This window comes from Pseudomonas sp. Z1-29, assembly GCF_051131995.1.
Taxonomy (GTDB): Bacteria; Pseudomonadota; Gammaproteobacteria; order Pseudomonadales; family Pseudomonadaceae; genus Aquipseudomonas.
In genome coordinates this window covers 4,857,591-4,879,917 of sequence record NZ_CP071645.1, presented here as the reverse complement: position 1 = coordinate 4,879,917, position 22,327 = coordinate 4,857,591, and the positions used below count along the sequence as shown (strand labels likewise).

The window sequence follows — 22,327 nt, the reverse complement described above, 5'->3', positions numbered from 1 at the left end:
AGCTTCATAGAGGTTCCTCGCCGTCATCTTCTTTTAGGGCTTGCAGTTCCAGCGTATCGGGGCTCATGGCGCCGCGAATGGCCTGCTCTTGTTGTAGCAGGCGTTGCGCTTGTGCAAGTTGTTCCGGCGGTAATTGTTCTTCGAGGGTCTGGGCAAGCTCGATGGCTTGCGGGGTGTTTTGCGCCTTGGCCAACTGGCTGAACACATAAGCGTTGACCGGGTTGGGCTTGGTGCCCTTGCCTTGGGAAAACAGCTGGGCAATGGCGTAGTCGGCGCTGTTCTGGCCGTTGCGGGCGGCCTTGAGCAGGTGATCCAGGGCCTTTTGCGAGTACACCTGGCCCAGGTAGCCGCGACGATAGATCTGGCCGAGGTAGTAATCGGCGGCCACTTCACGGCCCACGGCTTTCTGGAAATGCGCCTCGGCGACCTTGGCGTCGGCGGGTACCCACTTGCCTTCGTAGTACAGCTTGCCCAGCAACAGCTCGGCGCGCGGCTGGTCGGCGGCGCGGCCGTTTTCCAGGTACTGCATCATCTTGTCGACGTCGCCCAACTCAGGGAAATCGTAGAGCAGCTGCGCCAGGCTGACCCAGGAAGCAGGGTTGCCGGGCGCGATGCCTTCGAGCAGCGACTGAGCGGTTTTCTCGTCGGTCTTGCCCAGGCTGGAATCGGCCAGGACACGCGCGACACTGTCCACGCGCTGGGCCGAGACCACACCACGAGCGTGACCGGCCTGCATCTGCTTGATCAGCTCGGCCTGCTGTTCCGGCTGGCCGCGTTTCTGATAGACCGTGGCCAGTTCGACGTAGCAGATGTCGGTGGTCGCCAAGGCGGCCTTGCAGACTCTTTCCACTTCGTCCAGATGCTGGTCGTACGTACCCTGGGTGCGATAGAGCAGGATCTGCGCCAGGCCCGCTTCCGGATAACCGGCGCTGCGCCATTGGCTGATCTGTTGCTGCGCGTTGACGTTCGGGAAGCTGTGGGGATATTGCAGGTACAGCATCGCCAGCGGGATCAGCGTGTTGCCCTCACCGTTGGCAAAGGCTTTTTTCAACAGGCCTTCGGCTTCGTGCTTTTCAGCTTCGGTGGAGCCGGGCTTGGCCACCAGCAGGCGACCCAGGCGAGCCTGGGCGCGCGGCGAGATGTCGGCGGCGGCGCGGTAGGTCGCCTCGGCCTTTCTCATCTGCTCGGGGTCGCGGCTGTCTACCTGGATATCGGCCAGGCCCACCTGGGCCTCGCTGTAGCCCAGGTCTGCCAGTTGCTGATAGTTCTGCTGCGCCAACGCCGTGTCGCCGCGCTTGAGGGCTTCGTTGGCCAGGCGCTGGTCGGGCAGGCCGGCGCAACCGCTAAGACTGACTGCCAGCGCCAGAGCACACAACGCATATCCTGTGTGGGAGCGAGCTTGCTCGCGATGCAGGCCGCTCGGTGTACCAGACAGACCGCGTCGATCCCATCGCGAGCAAGCTCGCTCCCACAGGGAATGCGGTGCATTGTTGTTTTGTGGAGTGATCACGGGCATTTCCTCGACTTAAAGACCGACGGCCATGGCTTTGTCGATCAGCCAGTTCAAGTTCGGGCCACGGTCGCTGACGACTTCCACCGGACGGCCGGCCAGCGCGCTGTCCAGGGCTTCGTCAGGCTGGATCAGCACACGGATATCGGAAGACAGGTCGGCGCTTTTCAGGCTGGTGCTGCTGACGATCTTGCCGGTGCGGGTGGCGTCTTCGCCGGCTACCTGGAAGCTGACCGGGGTGCCTGGACGCACGTCGCCGAACTGGCGATAGGAGAAACGTGCCTCGACGTTGGCTTCGGCGCCGCGAGGAACCAGTTGGAAGATCACGTCACCCTTGCTGGCGTACTGGCCGTTGGAAACCAGTTGCTGGGCCACGATGCAATCGCATGGCGAGGTCAGGGTGCCGGTCATTTGCTTGCCGAACAGTTCCTCGACCTTGGCTGGCTGCAGCTGGTTGTCGTCCAGGTGACCCTTGAGCACGTCGAGCATGCTGGTGCTGAAGGTCGCCAGCGGAGCGCCTTTGGCGGCCAGGCCGTCGGCCTTGACCAGGCTTTGCACGGTGCCGTCGCGCGGCATGGTGATGGCCATGCCCGGTACGTTGACGATGCCGGCCTGGGCGTGGCTGACGAAGTACATGCCGTACACCGACTTGAAGATGAAGCCGAATGCCGCCAGGCCGACAATGAAGATGCCCAGGCTGAAGGTCACGGCGCGCAGGCGACCGAAGGCGCTCATGCCACCGTTTTCATCTTTCTGCTTGCGAGCCTTGGTGAAGTTGTCGCGTTGCAGGGTCGCCAGCACATCACCGACGCCGACGATGTCGCCGGCCAGGTGCGAGGTGATGATGTGGCGCAGTGTCGAGATGTCCCGCGGCTCCAGGTTCTGGAACTGGCAACCGGCGCGGCCGGTCTGGCGGTCGTAGGAACGGATCTGCAATTCGACGTCCATGGCCAGGCCGAGGTTGTCGATCACGAACTGCAGGCGCGCCTTGTAGGTCTCGCCAACCTTGAGCGGCAGTTGGCCGGCGTTGAAGCACAACCCACCGGCGGACAGGTCGAGGACCTTGACTTCCATCGGCGTACGGTCGGGGCCGAAGAAGCGCAACTTGGCCGGGATTTTGACCCGGGCGTGTTGGCGTTGGGCTTCGGATTCATGCACTACGTTGACATTCACGGCGGTGTTCATAGGGGCGATTTCCTAGTTAATTCATTCAAGTCCGGTCAGACCATCGTCAGCAGCACGGCGACAAAGATGCTGCCGGCGGAGAAGGTCATGGTCCGAGACGACCAAGTGTTGAACCAACGTTGAAAGCTGGCGAGATCACGGGTCAGGTGGGTGGGCTGGCGAGTCCAGGATTGTTGATCGAGGCGGAAGAACACGTAGATCTTCACCAGCGCGCCGACGATCTGGTTGTAATAGAGAATCGCCGGGTAGGCCGGACCGATCCGGTGTCCGGAGCACGACAGCAGCAGCGTCAGGAGCAACCGCGTGATACCGATCCACAGCAGGTACACCAGGATGAACGCGGTGCCGTACTTGACACTGGCGATGATCGCTACGGTCAGGCCCAGCAGCGAGGTCCACATCGACACGCGCTGATCGAACAGCACGACCGAGGTGAACAGGCCCAGACGTTTCATGCCCAGGCCCAATGCCCGGGAGTTCTGCCGCAGGTTGTTCCCGTACCAGCGGAACATCAGTTTGCGGCTCGCCTTGATGAAGCTTTTTTCCGGCGGGTGCTCAACCGTGTTGATGGCGGCGTCCGGCACGTAGAACGTGTCGTAGCCCAGGCGCATCAGGCTGAACCAGCTCGACTTGTCATCGCCGGTGAGGAACTTGAAGCGGCCCAGGCGCCAGTGTTGCAGCGAGTCGCTTTCGACGTCGGCGATGAAGTCCGGGTTGGTCACGACGGTGGCGCGGAACACCGACATGCGCCCGGTCATGGTCAATACGCGCTTGGACAGGGCCATGGAGCACATGTTGATGTGACGCTGGGCGAAACGCAGCTTGTGCCACTCGCTCATGATGTAGCCGCCGCGCACTTCGCAGAACTCGTTGGTGGTCAGGCCGCCGACGTTGCCGAACAGCTGGAACCACGGCACGGTCTTGCGCACGACGCCTTCGGCCAGGACGGTATCGCCGTCGATCACGGCCACGACGGCGCGGTCGTCCGGCAGGTGACGGGAGATGGCACGGAAACCGAAGGCCAGGCCGTCACGCTTGCCGGTACCGGGAATGCGCACGAAGTCCAGCTTGACGTGCTCTGGCGGGTTCATGCGGGCCCAGAGGCTCTTGACCAGTAGTTCGTCGGACATTTCCACGATGGAGCAGACCACGGTGGTCGGCAGCCCGCAGTCGATGGCTTCGCGGATGACCGAGCTGTAGACCTGGGCGGTGGTCAGCGCATCGATGCGGAAGCTGGTGACCATCAGGTAAACGTGGGACGGATCCGCCGCCTTGCCCAGCTTGCGCACTTTGCGGCGCAGGTGTGGGTAGACGATGTACAGGAAAATCATGCCGCGCACGAAATGCGTCGCGCCCATGGAATAACGCCAGATGCCCACGGCGCCGATCAGAAAGATGAAATCCTTCGATTCGGAGTCGAACGTGGACGTGGGCAGCGCCGTGGCGATGCCCATCAATAAACTCAAGTAAAACAGCCAACCGGCGGCCTGAAGCAGGCCGTGCTTTAGCCTGTGCATAATCTGCATCCGTCTCTATCTCGGGCGGGCCTTGTGGGCGGCCCGATGGGTTAAGGCAGGCGAAAGGCCGGCCGGGGCACGCCCCGGCCGGCTAACAGACTTACCAGCAGATGCCTTCGGTCCGGCCACTCGGGGAGGTGGCCTTGGACATGAAGCCAACCAGGTCGATGACCTGCTTGCCTTCCGGTACGTTCTCGGTCAGCGCGCGGAACTTCTCGTCGCGGTTACCAAGGATGATGATGTCGGAGTTGTCGATCACCGCGTCGAAGTCGGAATTGAGCAAGGACGAGACGTGAGGAATCTTCGACTCGATGTAATCCTTGTTCGCACCGTGGACGCGTGCGTATTCGACGTTGCTGTCGTAGATCTTCAGGTCGAAACCCTTGCCGATCAGCATTTCCGCCAGTTCCACCAGTGGGCTTTCACGCAGGTCGTCGGTGCCGGCCTTGAAGCTCAGGCCCAGCAGGGCGACTTTGCGCTTGTCGTGGCTGGAGACGATGTCGAAGGCGTTCTGCACCTGGGATTCGTTGCTGCGCATCAGCGAGTTGAGCAGCGGCGCTTCCACGTCCAGCGAGCCTGCACGGTAGGTCAGGGCACGCACGTCTTTTGGCAGGCACGAGCCGCCGAAAGCGAAGCCTGGACGCATGTAGTACTGGGACAGGTTCAGGACCTTGTCCTGGCAGACTACGTCCATCACTTCACGACCATCGACGCCGACAGCCTTGGCGATGTTGCCGATCTCGTTGGCGAAGGTCACCTTGGTGGCGTGCCAGACGTTGCAGGTGTACTTGATCATCTCGGCGACAGCGATGTCCTTGCGGATGACCGGTGCGTCGAGTTCTTCGTACAGCGATTGCAGGACGTCGCCCGACGCTTTGTCGAACTCGCCGATGACGGTCATTGGCGGCTGGTCGTAGTCCTTGATCGCGGTGCTTTCACGCAGGAACTCAGGGTTGACCGCGACGCCGAAATCGACGCCGGCTTTCTTGCCGGAGCAGTCTTCGAGGATCGGGATGACCACATTGGCCACGGTGCCCGGCAGTACGGTACTGCGAACCACGATGGTGTGACGGGTGGTCTTGTCACGCAGGACAAAACCGATCTCGCGGCACACGGCTTCGATGTAGTTCAGTTCCAGGTCGCCGTTCTTTTTGCTCGGTGTACCGACGCAAATCATCGACAGGTCAGTATCACGAATAGCTTCGGCGAAGTTGGTAGTACCGCGCAGGCGACCTGTTTGAATGCCTTGCGCCAATAGCTCGCCCAGGCCCGGTTCAACGATCGGTGATTTACCGGCGTTGATCATGTCGATCTTGTCTTTGGCGACATCTACGCCAACTACATCATGGCCCCGTGCAGACAGGCAACCGGCACATACTGCACCGACGTAACCCAAACCAAATATGCTAATGCGCATCGCATTTACCTCTGTTTTCACGCCATCAAATGGCCGGAGTTAATAAGTGTTCAGCGGTCATCGCGCACTCGGAAGTGTGGAATGCAGGCGCCACAGTGCCGTGTGCAGGCATACTAAGTTCCGAGTGTCTAAATAAATGCACTCAAGTTGTGCGCAAAGCGGCCTAGTTGTTATGACCTGCCCTGTTATGCAGCCAGTCCTCGTTGGCGGGACGTTCGTGCAACGGTCGTTCACTTTCCGATTTCTGGCAAAAAGCCCACAAAATCAGAAGCTTGTGTGCTCGGGTGAGCACGTTATAGGGGCGCAGCCTTGGCCTTGTAGGGGATACAAATGGTGCTTTATCTCCCGTCCTTTTAAGGGTGGATCCAATTAGACGACCGTTTCGCTAAATTGTCGTGACAACTCGGTTACTTCGGACGACGTGCCACGTAAGTTATCTCGTACACACTCGGCGAGAATCGTTACGGGTGGTATGAGCCGTGCAATTTCACATAGTTCCGATCCGCTCATCGCCATTTTCGAAATTTTTCGAAATATTTGCCTAGATGGCACTGCTCTCAAATTGATAGCACGCGCGCTTTTGCCCTTTAGTTTCGGGGAGTTGGCGGGGGTAGATAGTTTTGTGCCACTACTGATGAAAAATTTCCGTGCCACTACGGAAAAATCTGACATTTGTCGAGTGAAAGAAAAGTTAGAGCAGGGGGTGTTTGTTTTGTTGACGCCAAGAAAGTGTCAAGTGCGGTGGGGAAGTGAGATGACATATAGCGGGATGATCGAGGCCCCTTATCGGGGCCTGAAACCGGTGTTGCGTTATTGCGGGGCGTGATCGCGCAAAAAGACCAACTTGTTCGGGGAGGATTGTTCGACGTTGTAACGATAGCCCTGTACATCGAAGTGTTTGAGTTGCACGGGATCGTTGATGCGCTGCTCGATGACAAACCGGCTCATCAAGCCCCGGGCTTTCTTGGCGTAGAAACTGATGATCTTGTAGTGGCCGTTCTTGAGATCCCTGAACTCGGCATCGATGACGCGGGCTTTCAGTGCACTGCGCTTGACCGCCGAGAAATATTCATTGGAAGCCAGGTTCAACAGTACGTCGTCGCCCTGATCGGCCAAGGCTTCGTTCAGCCATTCGCTGATGCGGGTGCCCCAGAATGCATAAAGGTCCTTGCCCCGGGCATTGGCCAGCTTCGTGCCCATCTCCAGGCGATAAGGCTGCATCAAGTCCAGCGGACGCAGCAGACCGTAGAGGCCGGAGAGCATGCGCAGGTGCTGTTGGGCGTAGTCGAAATCAGCTTCACCGAGGCTTTGCGCGTCGAGGCCGGTGTACACATCGCCCTTGAACGCCAGCAACGCCTGTTTGGCATTGGCCGGGGTAAACGCCGGGTTCCAGCTGCCGAATCGCGCGGCATTGAGGCCGCCGATCTTGTCGGAGACGTGCATCAGCTCGCTGATCTGCGCCGGCGAGAATTCGCGCAATTGTTCAATCAGCTCTTGGGAGTGATCCAGGTACTGCGGCTGGGTAAAACGCTCGGTGGCCGGCGGTGTTTCGTAATCGAGGGTCTTGGCGGGGGAAATCACCATCAGCATGCAAACGTCTCCTTTAAGGGTGCGGCGATTCTAGGGGGTTGTCCGGGTGGACTCCAGCTATTGAGGTGATAGGGGATGGGTGGTGGGCGGATTGATTGCAGAGAGGCCCTTGTGGCGAGGGAGCTTGCTCCCGCTCGGTTGCGCAGCGACCGTAAGATCCTGGGGCCGCTGCGCCCGAAGCGTCGGACCGACCCAGCGGGAGCAAGCTCCCTCGCCACACAAGCAGGTTCGCCAAGAAGGATGCGGTCACAGGCCAGTGCCGCACCAGATCAGCTATCATCCCGCGCGGGTTTCGTTATGGAGCATCCCTTTTGCGTATCGTCCTTTTACTGTCGGCCTGGTTGTTGAGCCTCGGCGCTTTCGCTGCGCCCAACGACGTCGCTACCCTGGACCGCAGCACCTGGCCTGAACAGCTCACCAGCCCGACGCTGTTCGATGTGGCTTCGCGGGCCGAGGTCCTGATGTTCGCCCGGGTATTGCTGGATGCCGATGCCATGGACGAAATAGCCCTCAAGCAATACCTGGGGCTGCGCTCGGTCAATATGGTCGCGGTGAACGCCTTGCGCGCGCGGCTGTGGCAGCGCCTGCTTTCGAGCTACAACTTCGCCCAGCGCAGTTGCACGCTGGATGCCTCCTTCTGCTACCTGGTCGAGGACATGGCGACCCTGCGCGAAGAAGCGGCCCGGTTCCGGCTCGACGACAATTCCTATTACATCAAGTGGGCCGAGCCGAGCCGGATCTTTCATACGCAGTACCGCGACGAGCTGCTGCGCAAGGCTGCTCTGTTTCCCCAGGTCAGCAGCGAAGTCGAGCGTTTCGGCGATTACGAGCGCAACGGTGAGCAGATGAATGACCGACTGTTCTTGCTGACCTTCGACAGCGCTGCCAACGTCGCGCCGGACCACACGCCATGGCTGACCGAGTACCTGCGCAAGTCGAACATGAACGGCACTTTTTTTGTGCTGGGCAAGGACATCCAGGCGCGCCTGACAGACGGCTCGGCAAATGATCTCCAGACTCTGTTTGCTGGGCAATGCGTCGGGGTGCAGGGATGGGAGTTCCGCTCCCACAGCCATTGGCAGGACTGGCAGGACTCGGTACGGCGCAGCGTTGACCTGGTCAAGGGCCGGCTGCCGGAGAATTACGTGCCCTTGTTCCGTCCGCCACAGGGCCAGCGTCGAGGCGATGCCCAGGCATTCTTCAGGAACCAGGGACTGCAAGTGGCGCTATGGGATATCGATCCCCAGGACAGCACCAACCGCCTCAAGCCCGAGCAGAGTGCCCAGCGCGCGCTGACGCTGATGCTGTTGTGGCGCCACGGGGTCATCAACTTCAACGCCAAGCAGGACGCGGTGAAAACGGCGCTGCCCTGGCTCGTTACGCAAACGGCGCAAAGCGGGATCGGCTGGGAAGAGTGTCAGGACGCGTTTCGCTGAAAAAAGGCAAAAGTCCCGTAAACATTGGGCGGGGCGGGAATCGGGGCGCGCATTCAGGGCGACCGGACTTCCGACTTTAACGGCGCCGGGGCACTACGCCAAGGGTTATTCGTCACTCTGAAAAATAAACTTCAAAAAAGCGTCAAAGTGCTTTTTCCTGTCATCGTTTTTGGAGTATCAAGAAGTCAGACCGCCGAAACCTGCAACACAGGTGGCGTCTTCCAAGACCCAGATTGTGTGCAGTTCACCCGAAATCCTCGCGGGTGAATTCGGTGGCTACCTCGAGGCGCAGCACTGTCACGGTATTGCGTCGAATGGCCCCCACAAAGGTGACCGAGTATGGATGACCACGGACGTAGCCCTTCCTCCAACCAGCCAATCCTGTATGTACTCGATACCAACGTATTGATCCACGATCCAAACGCGCTGCTGAATTTCGAAGAACACCATGTTGCCCTGCCGATGACCGTCCTTGAAGAGCTGGACAAGCTCAAGAGTGGCCATCATAGCGTGGCGGCTGAATGCCGGCAGGCGATCCGCCTGATCGACAAGACCCTGGGCGATGCCTCTCCAGAAGACGTTGAACTGGGGGTGCCGATCCAGCGCGGCAAGAGCGGCCCCAAGGGCCTGCTCTCGATCCTGATGAGCAAGCGCACCGAGCCCAACCTGGTGCTGCCTGAACACCTGAACGACAACATCATCATCAACCAGCTGATCGACCTGCACGCGCGCAACAAGGATCAAGCCGTGGTGCTGGTGACCAAAGACATCAACATGCGCCTCAAGGCCCGCGCCTGTGGGATCGCGGCGGAAGACTACAGCACTGACCAACTGGTCGACGACGTATCGCTGTTGCCTAACGGCTACCACACCATGACCGGCTCCTTCTGGGACCGCGTGAGCAAGGTCGAGACCCGCCAGGACCATGGGCGCACCTGGCACCAGGTGCAACTGATCGACAACCTGCCGGCGGTGCACATCAACGAATTCATTATCGATGAACAAGGATTCGTCGGCTGGATCAAGGAAATCCAGGTCGACAAGCTGCTGATCCTCGACCTGCACCAGGAACCCCTGCTGCATCAGGAGGCGTGGGGCCTCAAGCCTCGCGACATCTACCAGAGCCTGGCGCTGTTCGCCTTGCTCGACCCGGACATCCACCTGGTCAACCTGTCCGGCGCCGCTGGTTCCGGCAAGACCATCCTGGCCCTCGCCGCCGCCATCGAACAGACCATGGTCAGCAAGCGCTACCGGCGCATCATCGCCACTCGCAGCGTGCAGGGCCTGGACCAGGAAATCGGCTTCCTGCCCGGTACCGAAGCGGAAAAAATGGAGCCGTGGCTGGGTGCAATTACCGACAACCTCGAAGCCTTGCACATGGATGACGAGAGCACCCATGGCAGCGTCGACTACATCCTCAGCAAAGTGCCGTTGCAGTTCAAATCCCTCAACTACATCCGAGGCCGCAGCTTCCAGCAGAGCCTGATCCTGATCGACGAATGCCAGAACCTGACCCCGCACCAGATGAAAACCATCATTACCCGTGCCGGCGCCGGTTCCAAAGTGGTGTGCCTGGGTAACCTGGCGCAGATCGACACCCCTTACCTGTCCGCGACCAGCTCCGGGCTGACCTACCTGACCGAACGCTTCAAGGACTTCCCCAACGGCGTCCACATCACCCTGCAGGGCGTACCGCGCTCGATCCTGGCCGAATACGCCGAATCTCATCTGTAACCCCAGCCGAACCGGGCGGCCATCAAGGTCGCCCGGTTCTTCCATGCACCACATAACCCTGTGGGAGCGAGCCTGCTCGCGAATGCAGTATGTCAGCCAAATATTCTTATCTGATACACCGCCTTCGCGAGCAGGCTCGCTCCCACAAGGGATCTGCTGGGTTTGTCCAATTTTGGGTACGACAATCAACCCTGCCGGAATTTGACTCACAGGTTTACAATCGACGCTCCTGATCAGGAGTTACCCTGTGCTGACCCATCTCGATTCCCAAGGTCGCGCCAACATGGTCGACGTGACCGACAAGGCCGTGACGTTCCGCGAAGCCACCGCCGAAGCCTTTGTGCGCATGCTGCCCGATACTCTGCAAATGATCGTCAGCGGCGGCCATCCCAAGGGGGATGTGTTCGCCGTCGCGCGCATTGCCGGTATCCAGGCGGCAAAAAAAACCAGCGACCTGATCCCGCTCTGCCATCCGCTCATGCTCACCAGCGTCAAGGTCGAACTGACCGCCGAAGGCGAGGATCGCGTGCGCATCGTGGCCCGCTGCAAGCTGTCGGGACAGACCGGTGTCGAGATGGAGGCGCTCACCGCCGCCAGCGTCGCCGCGCTCACCCTCTACGACATGTGCAAGGCCGTAGACCGGGGCATGACCATCGAGGGCGTGCGTGTGCTGGAAAAACTCGGCGGCAAGAGCGGCCACTTCCAGGCGGATGCGCCATGAACATCACCGTGAAGTTCTTTGCCCGTTATCGCGAAGCGCTCGGCGTGGATTCGCTGAAAGTGGAGGGCGTTTTCGCCACGGTTGACGATGTGCGCGCATTGCTCGCTCAGCGTGACGGAGCCGAAGTGCTGCGAGAGCAGAACCTGATGTGCGCCCGCAACGAAGACCTGTGCCAGCTCGATGAACCGCTGGCGGACGGCGACGAAGTGGCCTTCTTCCCCACCGTGACCGGAGGCTGAGCCATGGCGATTCGGGTGCAGGCCGAGCCGTTCGACCCGGGGGCCGAGGTCAATGCGATGCAGGCAGCAAATGTCGGCGTCGGCGCCGTGGTGAGTTTTGTCGGCTACGTGCGCGACTTCAACGACGGCCTCGATGTGTCCGGGATGTTCCTCGAGCATTATCCGGGCATGACCGAAAAAGCCCTGGGCAAGATCGTCACCGAAGCCGAGCAGCGCTGGCCGCTGCTCAAGCTTGAGGTATTGCACCGCATCGGCGCCCTGGAACCGGGTGAGCCGATCGTTTTTGTCGGCGCCGCCAGCGCCCATCGCCAGGCGGCATTTGACGCCTGCGCCTTTGTCATGGACTACCTGAAGACCCGCGCACCGTTCTGGAAAAAGGAAAATACCGCCGACGGCCCGCGTTGGGTCGAGGGGCGGGACAGTGATCATGCGGCGGCGGATCGCTGGAAGCGGTAGGCAACCTGTAGAAACTGCCAGGTATCCAATACAAAAAAAAGCGCAGCCTGGTTGGGCTGCGCTTTCGGTACTGTGAAGACGGTTAAGGTCGCTTGCGCTCGACCGGCCGCAACAGATGAGTCGGCGGCATCTCGCAACTGATCTTGCGGCCCAGCAGTGCCTCGATCGAGGGTAACTGGTAGGAATCATCCTCGCCGGCGAAGCTGATCGAAACCCCGGCGGCCCCGGCACGACCGGTGCGGCCAATACGGTGCACGTAGTCGTCCGGCACTTCCGGCAGGGTGAAGTTGATCACGTGGCTGATGCCGTCGATGTGAATGCCGCGACCGGCCACGTCGGTGGCGACCAGCACGCGGATCTTGCCTTCGCGGAAACCTTCGAGTGTCTTGATGCGCTTGTGCTGCGGCACGTCGCCCGACAGTTGCGCGGCGTTGACGCCATCGCGCACCAGGCGTTCTTCGATGCGGCGCACTTCGTCCTTGCGGTTGGCGAAGACCATCACCCGCTCCCAACCGTTGTCGTTGACCAGGTTGTAGAGCAGTTTGTACTTGTCGGCACCGGCGACAGCATAGATGTGCTGTTCGACATTTTCGCTGGCGACGTTTTCGGCTTCGATCTCGACGATTGCAGGATCGGTGGTCCATTGCTTGGCCAGGTTCATCACGTCTTCGGTGAACGTGGCGGAAAACAGCAATGTCTGGCGTTCGTTTTTCGGCGGGGTCTGGCGAATGATCTGGCGTACCTGGGGGATGAAGCCCATGTCGAGCATTCGGTCGGCCTCGTCGAGCACCATCACTTCGACCATGTCCAGGTGCACGTCGCCGCGCTGGTTGAAGTCCAGCAGGCGGCCCGGCGTCGCCACGAGGATGTCGCAGTGGCGGGCCTCGAGGTGCTTGAGCTGCTTGTCGAAATCCATGCCGCCGACGAACGTCATCACGTTCAGGCCGGTGTACTTGGTCAGGTCGGCGGCATCCTTGGCGATCTGCACCACCAGCTCACGGGTTGGCGCGATGATCAGCGCCCGCGGCTCGCCCATGTAGCGTTCCTTGGGGGGCGGGGTCTGGAGCAACTGGGTGATGATCGAAATCAGGAACGCGGCGGTCTTGCCGGTGCCGGTCTGGGCACGACCGATAGCGTCCTTGCCGGCGAGGGTATAGCCCAGCACTTGCGCCTGGATCGGCGTGCAGTACGGGAAGCCCAGGTCCTGGATGGCATGCATCAGCTCGGGGGCGAGCTTGAAATCGTGGAAGCGGGTCTTGCCTTCCTGAGGTTCTACGACGAAGTCTTCGAGCTTCCAGGCAACGACCGGCGGTTTGGGTGCGCGCTCGCGACGTGGCTTGGGGGCTTCGCTGCGTGGTTTTTCCGGCTCGGATGCCGCCACAGGTTGCGCAACGGATGCGGTCGACGGCGATAGTTTTGCGTCCGCAACGGGGGCGGTCCGACGTGGTTGGTGCGCATCGGTGCGGCTCGCGCCGTGGACGGGGGCGCTGGCTTCAGGCGCGAGTTGCTCGGCCTCGCTTTTACCGAACATCTTCTTGAGTGCTTTGAGCACGGTCATCTCATCGGTTGGTTAAGGAATGTACGCCGGCCAGTGTAATGCAAGAAACGGGCGCGGCGTAGTGTGATCATCAAAGCGCTGGCGTGGCTATCTGCCTCTTAGCGCAAGCGTTCCGCCAGCCAGGTACCGATGTCGCGAATCTCCTCGGGTAACACTTCGTGGCCCATTGGGTATTCTTGCCATGTCACGGTGACACCATGCTGCTTCAGATACTCTTTGGCGGTCCGGCCCATCGGGTTGAGTACCACTTCGTCGTACTGTCCGTGCAGCGCCAGTACCGGAACGCGTTGCTGGCTGGCTGACAACTGCAGTTCTTCGCCGAAAGTTGGCGCATAAGTGGACAGCGCAATCACGCCACCCAGCGGCCCCTGCCACTTGACGAATGCCGTGTGATAAACCACTGCTCCGCCTTGGGAAAAACCTGCCAGGAAAATCCGCGAGGCGTCTATTCCGCTGGCTCGCTGGGTTTCCATCAGGTCGATGACCCGTTGCGCCGAGGCGTCCAGTTGTTGCTCGTCGATCGCCCGCGCCGGGCTCAAGGCCCGAATGTCATACCAGCTGGGCATGGCGTAGCCACCATTGATGGTCACCGGTTGCGTCGGCGCCTGGGGCAATACGAAGCGCGTAGTCAGCAGGCTTTGCTGCAGCATTTCGGCGACCGGCATGAAGTCGTAGCGATCGGCGCCCAGGCCGTGGAGCCAGATAACGCACGCATCGGCGGTGCTGGAGGGCTCGAGAATCAAGGGGTCGGTCATGGTGTGCTCCAAAAATGTGCGGGTGCGCTCAATCAGTGCCTGATTGCGGTGCGCGCCTGGTGCCTCAGTTAATTAGATGTCGCAATGCTACAAGTTTTTGTCTTGACGTCGCCAGTAACGGACAAGCGCAGCGGTGTGGTACGGGCTTTGCTATTGGTTTAGCCGAATGATGATTCTTACGCAGCGCGGTAACACTATCAGCTCGACGCGACGCATGGGATATCAGAAATCCGGTGATGGATGTTCGCCAATAGCCGCTACGGGCTTCGCGAACGTGAAGGGCTACAGCCCGTTCGGCCGATTGGTGAGAAGTGAGTAAGGCGCCGTTTATAGCCGCTCTCATTATTAGACTCATAGCGAAGGCCCAGACGTCGGTTGACCCTAAAAAAAGCCAACAAGGGTCGGCAATGCCTCAAAAGGGTGCGACAGGGTCCCAGCTCCGACACAACAAGAGCAAAACTGGAGGTTTGAATGAAGTTACTGAAATCCACCCTGGCAGTCGTGACTGCAGCAGCAGTCCTCGGTGTCAGCGGGTTCGCTCAGGCGGGTGCAACCCTGGATGCCGTGCAGAAGAAAGGTTTTGTGCAATGTGGTGTAAGTGATGGCCTGCCGGGTTTCTCGGTGCCTGATTCCACCGGCAAGATCGTGGGTATCGACGCTGACTTCTGCCGTGCCGTGGCCGCTGCGGTGTTTGGCGATGCGACCAAGGTCAAGTTCAGCCAGTTGAACGCCAAGGAGCGCTTCACCGCGCTGCAATCCGGCGAAATCGACGTGCTGTCGCGCAACTCCACCATGACCAGCTCCCGTGATGCGGGCATGGGCTTGAAATTCCCGGGCTTCATTACCTACTACGACGGCATCGGCTTCCTGGCCAACAGCAAATTGGGCGTCAAGAGCGCCAAGGAACTGGACGGTGCAACCATCTGCATCCAGGCCGGTACCACCACCGAGCTGAACGTGTCCGACTACTTCCGCGCCAACGGCCTGAAGTACACCCCGATCACTTTCGACACCTCCGATGAAAGCGCCAAGTCGCTGGAATCCGGTCGTTGCGACGTGCTGACCTCCGACAAGTCCCAACTGTTCGCCCAGCGCAGCAAGCTGGCTTCGCCGAAGGACTACGTGGTCCTGCCGGAAACCATCTCCAAGGAGCCACTGGGCCCGGTCGTGCGTAACGGCGACGACGAGTGGCTGGCCATCGTGCGTTGGACTGGCTTCGCCATGCTCAATGCCGAAGAAGCAGGCGTGACCTCGAAGAACGTCGAAGCTGAAGCCAAGTCCACCAAGAACCCGGACGTCGCTCGTATGCTGGGCGCTGACGGTGAATACGGTAAAGACCTGAAGCTGCCGAAAGACTGGGTTGTGCAGATCGTCAAGCAAGTCGGCAACTACGGTGAAATGTTCGAGCGCAACCTCGGCAAGGACACCCCGCTGCAGATCGATCGCGGTCTGAACGCTCTGTGGAACGCAGGCGGCATCCAATACGCACCACCAGTGCGCTGATGGTTCTATCACCCGGTGGGCCAACCACCGGGTGATGTTCTGTTCCATTCTTTGCGGGGCACTTCATGCAAAATTCAATCGGCGCACCTAAGCAGAGGCTCAGCCTCAGCGATCCACGAGTGCGTGCGTGGGTATTTCAGATCGTCACCATCGTGGCGGTTATTTCGCTGGGCTGGTTTCTGTTCGATAACACACAGACCAACCTGGAACACCGGGGCATCACGTCCGGTTTCGGCTTTCTGGAGCGCAGTGCCGGTTTCGGCATCGCCCAACACCTGATCGACTACACCGAAGCGGACAGTTATGCCCGCGTCTTTGTCATCGGTTTGCTCAACACCCTCCTGGTGACCTTCATTGGCGTGATTCTGGCGACCATCCTGGGGTTCATCATCGGCGTCGCACGCTTGTCGAAGAACTGGATAATCTCCAAGCTGGCGACCGTCTACGTGGAGGTCTTTCGTAACATCCCACCGCTGTTGCAGATCCTGTTCTGGTACTTCGCGGTATTCCTGACGATGCCGGGACCACGGGCTGCCCACAACTTCGGCGACACCTTCTTCGTCAGCAGCCGTGGCCTGAACATGCCGGCGGCGCTGGTGGCGGAAGGGTTCTGGCCGTTCGTGGCCAGTGTCGTGCTGGCGATCGTCGCCATCGTGCTGATGACCCGCTGGGCCAACAAGCGTTTCGAAGCAACGGGCGAGCCGTTCCATAAATTCTGGGTCGGCCTGGCGCTGTTCCTGGTGATCCCGGCGTTGTGCGCACTGATCTTCGGCGCGCCCGTGCATTGGGAAATGCCGCAGCTCAAGGGTTTCAACTTCGTTGGTGGCTGGGTTCTCATCCCGGAACTGCTGGCCTTGACCCTGGCGCTGACGGTGTACACCGCGGCGTTCATCGCCGAGATCGTGCGTTCTGGCATCAAGTCGGTCAGCCATGGCCAGACCGAGGCGGCTCACTCGCTGGGCCTGCGCAACGGTCCGACCCTGCGCAAGGTGATCATCCCGCAAGCCCTGCGCGTGATCATCCCGCCGCTGACCAGCCAATACTTGAACCTGGCGAAGAACTCTTCGCTGGCGGCCGGTATCGGTTATCCGGAAATGGTTTCGCTGTTTGCCGGCACGGTGTTGAACCAGACCGGTCAGGCCATCGAGGTGATCGCGATCACCATGAGCGTGTACCTGGCGATCAGTATCAGCATTTCCTTGCTGATGAACTGGTACAACAAGCGCATTGCGCTGATCGAGCGGTGAGGAAAAGCGCATGACATCCCATACTTTCAAACCTGATATGCCGCCACCGAGCAAAGTGTTCGGGCCGGTGGCATGGATGCGCGCGAACATGTTCTCCAGCTGGCTCAACACGCTGCTGACGTTGTTCGCGTTCTACCTGATCTACCTGATAGTTCCACCGATCCTCGGTTGGGCTATCCTCGATGCCAACTGGGTCGGCACCACCCAGGCCGACTGCACCAAGGAAGGCGCCTGCTGGGTGTTCATCCAACAGCGTTTCGGCCAGTTCATGTACGGCTATTACCCGACAGGCCTGCGCTGGCGCGTAGACCTGACGGTGTGGGCGGCAGTGCTTGGCGTGGCGCCGCTGTTCATCTCGCGCTTCCCGCGCAAGGCGATCTACGGCCTCAGCTTCCTGGTGCTGTACCCGATCATTGCCTGGTGCCTGCTGCACGGTGGCGTTTTCGGTCTGGATACCGTGGCGACCAGCCAGTGGGGCGGCCTGATGCTGACGTTGGTGATCGCCACCGTCGGTATCGTCGGTGCTCTGCCGCTGGGCATCGTCCTGGCCCTGGGCCGGCGCTCGAACATGCCGGCGATTCGCGTGGTCTGCGTGACCTTCATCGAGTTCTGGCGCGGCGTGCCGTTGATCACGGTGCTGTTCATGTCCTCGGTGATGCTGCCGTTGTTTCTGCCTGAGGGCATGAACTTCGACAAGCTGCTGCGGGCATTGATCGGCGTGATCCTGTTCCAGTCGGCCTACGTGGCCGAAGTGGTGCGTGGCGGTCTGCAAGCGATTCCCAAGGGGCAATACGAAGCGGCCGCGGCGATGGGCCTGGGCTACTGGCGCAGCATGGGCCTGGTTATCCTTCCGCAGGCGCTGAAGATGGTGATCCCGGGGATCGTCAACACCTTCATTGCGCTGTTCAAGGACACCAGCCTGGTGATCATCATCGGTCTGTTCGACCTGCTCAACAGCGTGAAACAAGCTGCCGCCGACCCGAAATGGCTGGGCATGGCCACTGAAGGCTATGTGTTTGCCGCCCTGGTGTTCTGGATTTTCTGTTTTGGTATGTCCCGCTATTCCATGCATTTGGAACGCAAGCTGGACACTGGCCACAAGCGTTAGGAGTTGACTCATGAGTGAAGCGATCAAACAGCCTGTGAGCCCTGAAGGCATTATTCAGATGCAGGGCGTGAACAAGTGGTACGGCCAGTTCCACGTGTTGAAAGACATCAACCTGAACGTCAAGCAGGGCGAGCGTATCGTGCTGTGCGGCCCGTCGGGTTCCGGCAAATCCACCACCATCCGCTGCCTCAATCGCCTGGAAGAGCACCAGCAGGGTCGCATCGTGGTCGATGGCGTGGAACTGACCAACGACCTCAAGCAGATCGAAGCGATCCGTCGCGAAGTCGGCATGGTGTTCCAGCACTTCAACCTGTTCCCGCACCTGACCATCCTGCAGAACTGCACCCTGGCGCCGATGTGGGTGCGCAAGATGCCCAAGCGCAAGGCCGAGGAAATCGCCATGCATTACCTGGAACGCGTACGCATTCCAGAGCAGGCGCACAAGTACCCGGGCCAGCTCTCCGGCGGTCAGCAACAGCGCGTGGCGATCGCCCGTGCCCTGTGCATGAAACCGAAAATCATGCTCTTCGACGAACCGACCTCGGCCCTCGACCCGGAAATGGTGAAAGAGGTTCTGGACACCATGATCGGCCTGGCCGAAGACGGCATGACCATGCTGTGCGTGACCCACGAGATGGGCTTCGCCCGCACCGTGGCCAACCGCGTGATCTTCATGGACAAAGGCGAAATCGTTGAGCAGGCTGCGCCGAATGACTTCTTCGACAACCCGCAGAATGACCGTACGAAGTTGTTCCTGAGCCAGATCCTGCACTGATCCGATCTCAGGCAGTGAAAATAGACCCGGACTTGTCCGGGTTTGTTTTTTTTTCGGGTCAGAGATCCGCCGTGTCATGTTCCGGATGGCGACCCGACAACAGTTGCTGCAAATGGGCTTCGTCGTTCAGCGAGTGGACTTCAGCCATCAGGTGCGGATGCCGATCAAGCAGGCGCATCAGCACGAATAACGACTGAGCCGGGGTAACTTCGCCGCGTTCATAACGGGAAAACGCGTTATGCCCGCCTCCGGATAGCAGCTTCACCGCGTCTTTTTGCGTGAGATGCAGTTTGCGGCGGATGCGTTTGATTTCCGCACCTGTCGCCAGCGCGTAATCTTCCAGCAATTGGTCGCTGGCCCTGGAGTAATGTTCGGCGCTGTCAGTGTCGTGATCGAATTCGATTTCACCGCAGATCCGGCATTCCCATCCGGCAATATCGTGTACTTGCCGAGTCACCTGCCTGTAGTCGACCGTAAAGCTACGGCCTTTGAAATGATGCATCGCGTCGATGCTGCCGCAGCTGACACATTGCTGGGGTTTCATTGGTTTTTCTCCTTGAAGGAGACCACCGGATGCCCACCGCCGGGGCGGTAAGTCACCTTGATGTAAATCTCCCGATCCTGAAATGTTGTGTGATAGACGTCTTGCCAGATTCGGTGATCGGCATACGTGGTCATCGATTTATGCAGCATCCTGTATTCCAACAGGTGAACGATCCGCAGCATCCGGGCGAGACTCAACATCATCCTTCGTCCGCCTTCGCGGGCGTTCAATGTGAACGCCTTGCTTCCCAACCTGTGAACCTCGGCCTTGACCACTGTCAGGTCGTAATGGGGTGTGCTCTTTTCCATAAGAAGCCGTTTGCCTTGTCTCAATGATTACCCATAAAGGGTAAATCTGACTAATCGAAAATTCGGATTCTTTGCCTCCAATAAAACGTAGGCGGTTGCCGTCCTACGTGAAGCTGACTAACATGTCAGAAAATTCATCCCATGATTGGATGAAAAGGCGAGCCCCATGTCAGAAATGTCCCCGCTAATAAAGCGCTCCCTGGTCGATCAAGCCTTGGAGCAACTGCGCCAACGCATCAGCGACGGCGTGTGGGCTGTCGGCCAGCGCCTGCCTACCGAGCCGGAATTGGTCGCCGAGCTAGGCATCAGCCGCAACACGGTGCGCGAAGCCATGCGCGTACTGGCGTTTTCCGGATTGATCGAGATTCGTCAGGGCGACGGCAGTTACGTGCGTGCGGTCGTCGACCCGCTGGACACGCTCAAGGCGCTCTCCCGTTGCTCGTTGGAGCAGGCCCGGGAAACCCGGCACATCCTTGAAGTCGAGGCCATCGGCTTGGCGGCGCTACGGCGCACCGAGGACGATCTGCTTGCCTTGCGCCAAGCGCTGAAAACCAGCGGCGAGCATTATCACGGCGACCTGGAGCACTACATCGCCTGCGACCTGGTGTTCCATCGCCTGCTCGTGGACGCCGCGCACAACCCGGCCCTGAGCGAGCTGTATCGCTATTTCTCCAGCGTGATCGGCGCTCAGTTGCGTCAGAGCCTCAATATCATTCCGCGCCATCAACACGTGTTCGACCTGCACATCGAAATCCTCGAAGCCGTTGAACGCCAGGATCCGGAGCGGGCCAAGGCCCTCTGCCGGCAGTTGATCAATGAACCCTGAACCCGAGCTTTCCATGTCCCGCGATCCGCTTGACCGCACTACCGCAACGCCGAACAAACGCGGCGCCGAACTCGAAGAATTGCTGATCGACGCCGAGGCGGACGACGAGCAGGCCCAGCAGAGCCACCCGCTGGTGCGCCGGCCCTGGTTGCTGCTGCTGGGCCTGATCCTGGTCGCGTTGAACCTGCGCCCGGCCTTGTCGAGCATGGCGCCGCTGCTCAGCGAAGTGTCGAAGAGCCTCGGCCTGTCGGCCGCCCAGGCCGGTCTGCTGACAACCCTGCCAGTGCTCTGCCTGGGCCTGTTCGCGCCATTGGCGCCAGTGCTGGCGCGGCGCTTCGGCGCTGAGCGAGTGGTGCTCGGCATCCTGCTGACGCTGGCCGGCGGAATCATCCTGCGCAGCTCGTTCGGTCAGTTCGGCCTGTTCGCGGGCAGCATCCTCGCTGGCGCCAGCATCGGTGTGATCGGCGTGTTGCTGCCGGGCATCGTCAAGCGCGACTTCGCCAAGCAGGCCGGCACCATGACCGGTGTCTACACCATGGCGCTGTGCCTGGGTGCGGCGATGGCGGCCGGCGCGACGGTGCCATTGAGCGAACATCTGGGCCATGACTGGGCCCTCGGCCTGGGCTTCTGGATGCTGCCGGCCCTGCTGGCCGCCGTGTTCTGGCTGCCGCAAGTGGGCCAGAAACACGGGGCGCATCAAGCGGCGTATCGTGTCCACGGGTTGCTGCGTGATCCCCTGGCCTGGCAGGTGACCTTGTACATGGGGCTGCAATCGTCCCTGGCCTACATCGTGTTCGGCTGGCTGCCGTCGATCCTCATCGGTCGCGGGCTGACCCCGACCCAGGCGGGGCTGGTGCTGTCCGGCTCGGTAATCGTGCAACTGGTCAGCTCCCTCGCGGCGCCCTGGCTGGCAACGCGCGGCAAAGACCAGCGCCTGGCCATCGTGATCGTCATGCTGATGGTGCTCGGCGGGTTGTTCGGCTGCCTCTACGCGCCCATCGAAGGGCTGTGGGGCTGGGCGGTCCTGTTGGGCCTGGGGCAGGGCGCGACGTTCGCCCTGGCTCTGACGCTGATCGTGCTGCGCTCGCGCGACGCCCATGTGGCCGCCAACCTCTCCGGCATGGCCCAGGGTTTTGGTTATACGCTGGCGTCACTGGGGCCGTTCGCGGTCGGCGTGGTACATGACTTGACCGGCGGCTGGAATGCCCTGGGCTGGATCTTTGGCCTGGTTGGCCTGGGCGCGATCATCGCCGGCCTCGGCGCCGGCCGGGCGTTGTATGTCGGTGTCGTCAGCGAAAGAGTCGGCGAGCTTCGCTAATGTCATTTTCATAGCGAATGACGATAGTGTTCCACGCGGTGGCAGATTATCGTGCAGGCCTACTGAAACGATCTCCGGAGTCCGTCCATGAGCGATGCCCACACAGCCCTGATCACCCGGTTTTACCAGGCATTCCAGCGCCTCGATGCCGAGGCCATGAGTGCCTGCTACACCGATGACGTGGTGTTCAGTGATCCGGCCTTCGGCGAACTGCGTGGGCGCGATGCCGGCGACATGTGGCGCATGCTCACCACGCGGGCCAAGGATTTTTCCCTGACGTTCGATAACGTGCGCAGCGACGAACGTTCCGGCGGCGCCCATTGGGTGGCGACTTATCTGTTCAGCCAGACCGGCAATACAGTGGTAAACGACATCCAGGCGCGCTTCGTTTTTCGTGACGGCAAGATCTGCGAGCACCACGATCATTTCGACCTGTGGCGCTGGTCGCGCCAGGCCTTGGGCACCAAAGGCCTGCTGTTGGGCTGGACACCGCTGGTGCGCAACGCCGTCCGCGCCCAGGCGCTCAAGGGGCTGCGGGCGTTCCAGGCCAGTCGCTGATAAGATCGCGGCTTGTTTCCAT

22 protein-coding genes are annotated in these 22,327 nt (G+C 60.4%); 13 read left to right on the top strand and 9 right to left on the bottom strand.

The window, feature by feature from the left end; genetic code table 11:
• Positions 1–4 precede the first annotated feature (4 nt).
• The 4 genes from algK to J3P84_RS22215 form a co-directional block, all read right to left on the bottom strand.
• Positions 5–1,516, bottom strand: coding sequence for an alginate biosynthesis TPR repeat lipoprotein AlgK (algK, locus tag J3P84_RS22230; RefSeq protein WP_434602882.1), 1,512 nt, complete (start codon positions 1,514–1,516; stop codon positions 5–7).
• 9 nt (positions 1,517–1,525) lie between these two features.
• Positions 1,526–2,695 (bottom strand): alginate biosynthesis protein Alg44, encoded by a 1,170-nt coding sequence (locus J3P84_RS22225; RefSeq protein WP_305496605.1) that lies wholly within the window; start codon positions 2,693–2,695, stop codon positions 1,526–1,528.
• Between the two features lie 35 nt (positions 2,696–2,730).
• Positions 2,731–4,212, bottom strand: coding sequence for a mannuronan synthase (gene alg8 / locus J3P84_RS22220; protein WP_370870998.1), 1,482 nt, complete (start codon positions 4,210–4,212; stop codon positions 2,731–2,733).
• Positions 4,213–4,312: 100 nt separating this feature from the next.
• Positions 4,313–5,629 carry a nucleotide sugar dehydrogenase gene (locus J3P84_RS22215; RefSeq protein ID WP_305496603.1) on the bottom strand — a complete coding sequence of 439 codons (1,317 nt, stop codon included), beginning with the start codon at positions 5,627–5,629 and terminating at the stop codon, positions 4,313–4,315.
• Between the two features lie 472 nt (positions 5,630–6,101).
• On the opposite strand from J3P84_RS22215, the gene J3P84_RS22210 reads away from it, so the two are divergent.
• Positions 6,102–6,455: a hypothetical protein gene (locus J3P84_RS22210; protein WP_434625918.1), complete on the top strand. Its 354-nt coding sequence runs from the start codon at positions 6,102–6,104 to the stop codon at positions 6,453–6,455.
• Here J3P84_RS22210 and yaaA read toward each other — a convergent pair.
• Entirely contained in the window at positions 6,440–7,219 is a 780-nt protein-coding gene (yaaA, locus tag J3P84_RS22205; RefSeq protein WP_434625916.1) for a peroxide stress protein YaaA, read from the bottom strand. The genes J3P84_RS22210 and yaaA overlap by 16 nt on opposite strands.
• 311 nt (positions 7,220–7,530) lie before the next feature.
• Here yaaA and J3P84_RS22200 point away from each other — a divergent pair, with 311 nt between their 5' ends.
• The 5 genes from J3P84_RS22200 (at position 7,531) to moaE (ending at position 11,805) form a co-directional block, all read left to right on the top strand.
• On the top strand, positions 7,531–8,655 hold the full coding sequence (locus J3P84_RS22200) for a polysaccharide deacetylase family protein (protein WP_434625914.1): 1,125 nt from the start codon (positions 7,531–7,533) through the stop codon (positions 8,653–8,655).
• A 339-nt stretch (positions 8,656–8,994) separates the two neighbouring features.
• A complete protein-coding gene (locus J3P84_RS22195) occupies positions 8,995–10,389 on the top strand; it encodes a PhoH family protein (protein ID WP_030139644.1) in 1,395 nt (464 codons plus the stop codon).
• Positions 10,390–10,636: 247 nt separating this feature from the next.
• Complete coding sequence (moaC, locus tag J3P84_RS22190; RefSeq protein ID WP_434625912.1) at positions 10,637–11,110, top strand: cyclic pyranopterin monophosphate synthase MoaC; 474 nt, start codon at positions 10,637–10,639, stop codon at positions 11,108–11,110.
• A complete protein-coding gene (locus J3P84_RS22185) occupies positions 11,107–11,349 on the top strand; it encodes a MoaD/ThiS family protein (RefSeq protein WP_305496595.1) in 243 nt (80 codons plus the stop codon). The genes moaC and J3P84_RS22185 overlap by 4 nt, the downstream gene beginning before the upstream one ends.
• A 3-nt stretch (positions 11,350–11,352) precedes the next feature.
• Complete coding sequence (gene moaE, locus J3P84_RS22180; protein WP_434625910.1) at positions 11,353–11,805, top strand: molybdopterin synthase catalytic subunit MoaE; 453 nt, start codon at positions 11,353–11,355, stop codon at positions 11,803–11,805.
• 82 nt (positions 11,806–11,887) lie between these two features.
• Here the strand turns inward: moaE and rhlB are convergent, their stop codons facing one another.
• Together rhlB and J3P84_RS22170 are read right to left on the bottom strand one after the other, a co-directional pair.
• Complete coding sequence (gene rhlB, locus J3P84_RS22175; protein ID WP_434625908.1) at positions 11,888–13,363, bottom strand: ATP-dependent RNA helicase RhlB; 1,476 nt, start codon at positions 13,361–13,363, stop codon at positions 11,888–11,890.
• 98 nt (positions 13,364–13,461) lie between these two features.
• Positions 13,462–14,118: an alpha/beta hydrolase gene (locus J3P84_RS22170; protein ID WP_434625906.1), complete on the bottom strand. Its 657-nt coding sequence runs from the start codon at positions 14,116–14,118 to the stop codon at positions 13,462–13,464.
• Between the two features lie 471 nt (positions 14,119–14,589).
• Here J3P84_RS22170 and J3P84_RS22165 point away from each other — a divergent pair, with 471 nt between their 5' ends.
• The 4 genes from J3P84_RS22165 (at position 14,590) to J3P84_RS22150 (ending at position 18,751) form a co-directional block, all read left to right on the top strand.
• The gene (locus J3P84_RS22165; RefSeq protein WP_186610954.1) at positions 14,590–15,621 is read left to right on the top strand and encodes an amino acid ABC transporter substrate-binding protein; all 1,032 of its coding nucleotides are present in this window, start codon (positions 14,590–14,592) and stop codon (positions 15,619–15,621) included.
• A gap of 65 nt (positions 15,622–15,686) precedes the next feature.
• Positions 15,687–16,868, top strand: coding sequence for an amino acid ABC transporter permease (locus J3P84_RS22160; RefSeq protein WP_434625904.1), 1,182 nt, complete (start codon positions 15,687–15,689; stop codon positions 16,866–16,868).
• A gap of 10 nt (positions 16,869–16,878) precedes the next feature.
• Entirely contained in the window at positions 16,879–17,976 is a 1,098-nt protein-coding gene (locus J3P84_RS22155; protein WP_186705160.1) for an amino acid ABC transporter permease, read from the top strand.
• 10 nt (positions 17,977–17,986) lie between these two features.
• On the top strand, positions 17,987–18,751 hold the full coding sequence (locus tag J3P84_RS22150) for an amino acid ABC transporter ATP-binding protein (protein ID WP_003178331.1): 765 nt from the start codon (positions 17,987–17,989) through the stop codon (positions 18,749–18,751).
• 58 nt (positions 18,752–18,809) lie between these two features.
• Here the strand turns inward: J3P84_RS22150 and J3P84_RS22145 are convergent, their stop codons facing one another.
• On the bottom strand, positions 18,810–19,295 hold the full coding sequence (locus J3P84_RS22145; RefSeq protein ID WP_434625901.1) for a type II toxin-antitoxin system MqsA family antitoxin: 486 nt from the start codon (positions 19,293–19,295) through the stop codon (positions 18,810–18,812).
• Complete coding sequence (locus J3P84_RS22140) at positions 19,292–19,603, bottom strand: type II toxin-antitoxin system MqsR family toxin (RefSeq protein ID WP_434625899.1); 312 nt, start codon at positions 19,601–19,603, stop codon at positions 19,292–19,294. Before J3P84_RS22140 ends, J3P84_RS22145 begins: the two co-directional genes overlap by 4 nt.
• Before the next feature lie 166 nt (positions 19,604–19,769).
• Here J3P84_RS22140 and J3P84_RS22135 point away from each other — a divergent pair, with 166 nt between their 5' ends.
• The 3 genes from J3P84_RS22135 (at position 19,770) to J3P84_RS22125 (ending at position 22,305) form a co-directional block, all read left to right on the top strand.
• Positions 19,770–20,429 carry a FadR/GntR family transcriptional regulator gene (locus J3P84_RS22135; protein WP_434625897.1) on the top strand — a complete coding sequence of 220 codons (660 nt, stop codon included), beginning with the start codon at positions 19,770–19,772 and terminating at the stop codon, positions 20,427–20,429.
• Positions 20,419–21,747 (top strand): CynX/NimT family MFS transporter, encoded by a 1,329-nt coding sequence (locus J3P84_RS22130; RefSeq protein WP_434625895.1) that lies wholly within the window; start codon positions 20,419–20,421, stop codon positions 21,745–21,747. Before J3P84_RS22135 ends, J3P84_RS22130 begins: the two co-directional genes overlap by 11 nt.
• 87 nt (positions 21,748–21,834) lie before the next feature.
• A complete protein-coding gene (locus tag J3P84_RS22125) occupies positions 21,835–22,305 on the top strand; it encodes a nuclear transport factor 2 family protein (protein WP_434569706.1) in 471 nt (156 codons plus the stop codon).
• The last annotated feature ends 22 nt before the right edge of the window (positions 22,306–22,327 follow it).

Bases quoted from the DNA above. Each gene is read 5' to 3' on its own strand.
- algK (WP_434602882.1), bottom strand. From the start codon at position 1,516: ATGCCCGTGATCACTCCACAAAACAACAATGCACCGCATTCCCTGTGG.
- J3P84_RS22225 (WP_305496605.1), bottom strand. From the start codon at position 2,695: ATGAACACCGCCGTGAATGTCAACGTAGTGCATGAATCCGAAGCCCAA.
- alg8 (WP_370870998.1), bottom strand. From the start codon at position 4,212: ATGCACAGGCTAAAGCACGGCCTGCTTCAGGCCGCCGGTTGGCTGTTT.
- J3P84_RS22215 (WP_305496603.1), bottom strand. From the start codon at position 5,629: ATGCGCATTAGCATATTTGGTTTGGGTTACGTCGGTGCAGTATGTGCC.
- J3P84_RS22210 (WP_434625918.1), top strand. From the start codon at position 6,102: ATGAGCCGTGCAATTTCACATAGTTCCGATCCGCTCATCGCCATTTTC.
- yaaA (WP_434625916.1), bottom strand. From the start codon at position 7,219: ATGCTGATGGTGATTTCCCCCGCCAAGACCCTCGATTACGAAACACCG.
- J3P84_RS22195 (WP_030139644.1), top strand. From the start codon at position 8,995: ATGGATGACCACGGACGTAGCCCTTCCTCCAACCAGCCAATCCTGTAT.
- J3P84_RS22185 (WP_305496595.1), top strand. From the start codon at position 11,107: ATGAACATCACCGTGAAGTTCTTTGCCCGTTATCGCGAAGCGCTCGGC.
- moaE (WP_434625910.1), top strand. From the start codon at position 11,353: ATGGCGATTCGGGTGCAGGCCGAGCCGTTCGACCCGGGGGCCGAGGTC.
- rhlB (WP_434625908.1), bottom strand. From the start codon at position 13,363: ATGACCGTGCTCAAAGCACTCAAGAAGATGTTCGGTAAAAGCGAGGCC.
- J3P84_RS22170 (WP_434625906.1), bottom strand. From the start codon at position 14,118: ATGACCGACCCCTTGATTCTCGAGCCCTCCAGCACCGCCGATGCGTGC.
- J3P84_RS22165 (WP_186610954.1), top strand. From the start codon at position 14,590: ATGAAGTTACTGAAATCCACCCTGGCAGTCGTGACTGCAGCAGCAGTC.
- J3P84_RS22160 (WP_434625904.1), top strand. From the start codon at position 15,687: ATGCAAAATTCAATCGGCGCACCTAAGCAGAGGCTCAGCCTCAGCGAT.
- J3P84_RS22155 (WP_186705160.1), top strand. From the start codon at position 16,879: ATGACATCCCATACTTTCAAACCTGATATGCCGCCACCGAGCAAAGTG.
- J3P84_RS22150 (WP_003178331.1), top strand. From the start codon at position 17,987: ATGAGTGAAGCGATCAAACAGCCTGTGAGCCCTGAAGGCATTATTCAG.
- J3P84_RS22145 (WP_434625901.1), bottom strand. From the start codon at position 19,295: ATGAAACCCCAGCAATGTGTCAGCTGCGGCAGCATCGACGCGATGCAT.
- J3P84_RS22140 (WP_434625899.1), bottom strand. From the start codon at position 19,603: ATGGAAAAGAGCACACCCCATTACGACCTGACAGTGGTCAAGGCCGAG.
- J3P84_RS22135 (WP_434625897.1), top strand. From the start codon at position 19,770: ATGTCAGAAATGTCCCCGCTAATAAAGCGCTCCCTGGTCGATCAAGCC.
- J3P84_RS22130 (WP_434625895.1), top strand. From the start codon at position 20,419: ATGAACCCTGAACCCGAGCTTTCCATGTCCCGCGATCCGCTTGACCGC.
- J3P84_RS22125 (WP_434569706.1), top strand. From the start codon at position 21,835: ATGAGCGATGCCCACACAGCCCTGATCACCCGGTTTTACCAGGCATTC.